The sequence below is a fragment of the uncultured Campylobacter sp. genome, from assembly GCF_938045595.1.
Taxonomy (GTDB): Bacteria; Campylobacterota; Campylobacteria; order Campylobacterales; family Campylobacteraceae; genus Campylobacter_B.
The window spans coordinates 1-2840 of sequence record NZ_CALIBB010000066.1; the positions used below are offsets into that span (position 1 = coordinate 1).

The following is a 2840-nucleotide window of genomic DNA, read 5'->3' on the forward strand; positions in this document are numbered from 1 at the left end:
CGCTAGGAAGTCTTAGGCTTGGAATTTTAAGCTCGCCGGCACAGCTTTCAAGCAGATCTATCATCTCCTCGCTTAGCTTTACGGGGCGATCTTTGATGAGATTTTTTAGTTCAAATTTGCACCCTCTGCGAGCGCAAATTTCATCTATCGCGGCGCAAATTTGATCGTCCGCCGCCCTGAGCGCATCCTCGTCTATATCGCGTATATCAAGCCCTAGCGTGCAAAAGCCCGGGATCACGTTTAGCACGCCGGGTAGCGCGTTTGCATAGCCCGTCGTCGCGACCGTGGTTTTGCCCTCCTTGGCGATCCTCTCCGCGCTTAAAATGATCTCGCTAGCGCAAGCCAGGGCGTCGCAGCGCATATCCATCGGCGTAGCGCCGCTGTGATCGGCTCTGCCCTCGATCCGCAGCTCGTATCGCACGGGTGCAGCGATACCCGTGACGATGCCTACGGGGATGCCGCGTCGCTGCAATACCGGTCCCTGCTCAATATGAAGCTCAATATAGCTATGAAAGCTGGATTTTGGCAGGACGCAGCTTTTTAAATTTGCGGGATTTAGCCCAAACTCCTGCATGGCGTCAAATAGCGAAATTCCGTCCCCATCCTTTAGCTCGTCTAGCCGCTGCCGCGATAGCTTGCCGCTAATTATCTTGCTGCCTACGGTCGCCATTTTAAAGCGGCTTGATTCCTCGCAAACAAAGACGATGAGCTCCAACGGGCGCGCAAGCTTTTCGCCGCTATCTCGCACCGCGCGGATCGCTTCCAAAGCGGCCATGACGCCTAGCGTGCCGTCGTAAAAGCCTCCCTGCGGCACGCTATCGATATGCGAGCCGGCACTTACGGACGGCAGATCTGGATTTTTAACGCCTCCAAATTTAGCGAAAATATTGCCCGCGTCGTCGATTTTGATCTTGAAATTTTCTTTTTGAAGTAGCGATATGAGGAAGTCGCGCGCCGCTTTATCCTCGCGCGAAAACGCAAGCCGCGTAAGCCCGCCGCCCGCCAAAGCCCCAAAGCGGCTTATCTGCTCGAACTCGCTTTTAAGGCGCTGCATGTTTATCTCCATAAATTCCCCTTTTCTTAAAAAATTTATGTGTACGGCATTTTAATATTAAATTTATATAACAAAGCTGAAATTTACTTATCGCGGCGGCAAATAGGGCGCCAAAACGGCACGCGAGCAAAACCGCTTTAAGATAACGCTATAAATTTTAAATTTTGCCTTTTGGGCTTTAAAATCGCGACGCGCCTGCTTAACTTCAGACTAAACGGATATAATTATCGCAAAATTTAACGAGGAGCAGGAATGAAACAGAGCTCGCTAGAGGGGCTTTATGAAAAGCTAAGGCAATTTGATAGGTTGGCGGATAAGGAGGAGTATCTGTTTGATGCGATAAAGGGCGCCGTAGAAGTGGAAAATTTCGAATTTGCCGCGCAAATTTGCGACTTTGTGCTAAACGAGGAATTTGAAAAATTCGGCGCGGTTTTAAGAACGAGGGCGCTAATGTGGCTCACGGGCTACATCGCGCAAAATTTGAAAGAAAGCGAATACCCGAATTTTGGCGACTTTGAGAGCTGCCTATGGAAATTTAAATGGATAGTCTCGGGCATAGCCAAAAGCTCTATAATCGAAAGGGAGCTCATAGACGAGGTGAACAAGGCGATGCTGTTTTACTACGAGCGTTTGGAGCTCTCGCTGGCCTCATACTACAAGGCTTTGATGAACCAAAACATCGATATGGGCGACGCTAGAGAGGCAAGGTCCAACTATGAGCTGTGGAAAAAGCTCGCCAAAGACGACATGAGCGACTGCGAGGCGTGCGAAGCAAGCGATGAGATCGCCTATTTAAATTTTGCCGGCGAGCACGCAGCGGCACTTGAGCTTGCCGCGCCGATACTCTCGGGCGAGCTAACCTGTGCCGAGGTGCCTCATACTACCTACGCGCCGATACTTTTTAGCATGATAAAGACGGGCAAGATAGAGGAGGCAAAAACCCTGCTACCCAAGGCCGCGGCGACGATCGAGTCAAATCCTCGCGTCATAAACCAGATCGCGCCGCTAATCGAGATCGCCGTTAGGCTGGATGAGCGCGAGATGGCGCTAAGCTTAGCTCGCAAGCACTCGCGTGCGATCCTTGATGGCAACGACGATCTGAATTATTTAAAATTGCTTATCCCCATTGTCGCATTTGGAGATGAAAATACTTATAAAATGGCTTTAGAAATAGCAGGTAAATTTGATGCTAGAAATCAAAACTTCTACTACACCGATTATCTAAATAAATTTTACGAGGAATTTTCAGGGCTTGAAATTTGACGGTTTGGGAATCTGGAATGCTCTGCTCGTCAAATAGGACACCATTTCTCAAGCGCGTGCGACCAGATAGTCTAAAATCTGCGGCTCGATACTACTTTGCGCTCGCAACGGCGAGCGCGATAAAATTTACGCCAAACGGACGCGAGCGGCTCGTGCGGTAAATTTATACCGCTTACTCGCGCACGTCGGCAGCCGGGCGCCGAAATAGGTAATTAAAACGCATACGCAACTTAAAATTTTAACTAGATCGGTGCAGACGAAAACAAGTATTTGCGGTAGTCAAGACTCGTATTCTAAATTTTAGCCGCCGCAGAATGTAGAATTTGAACCAACCCCGCCGTCAATCTCATCGTAAAACACATAAGCGGCAACAGTGGCGTATCTCTCGCCTCACCACCTAGATTTAGCGGCAAATTTAATAGCAAAAATTTAAAGCGCGGCGCGATAAAATTTTAAAACAAAATCTCAAGTAGCTTTTTAAATGAAAAATTTAAAGCGGAATTTTAAATGTAGAATTTCAAAT

The 2840-nt window shown here is 48.4% G+C and carries 2 protein-coding genes; one reads left to right on the top strand and one right to left on the bottom strand.

From position 1 onward, the window contains the following. Positions 1-1066, bottom strand: a 1066-nt coding sequence (locus Q0340_RS02500; RefSeq protein WP_298082028.1) for a M20 family metallo-hydrolase, incomplete at its 3' end; no start/stop codon positions are given. A 240-nt stretch (positions 1067-1306) separates the two neighbouring features. On the opposite strand from Q0340_RS02500, the gene Q0340_RS02505 reads away from it, so the two are divergent. Next, on the top strand, positions 1307-2317 hold the full coding sequence (locus tag Q0340_RS02505) for a hypothetical protein (protein WP_298082029.1): 1011 nt from the start codon (positions 1307-1309) through the stop codon (positions 2315-2317). Positions 2318-2840 lie beyond the last annotated feature (523 nt).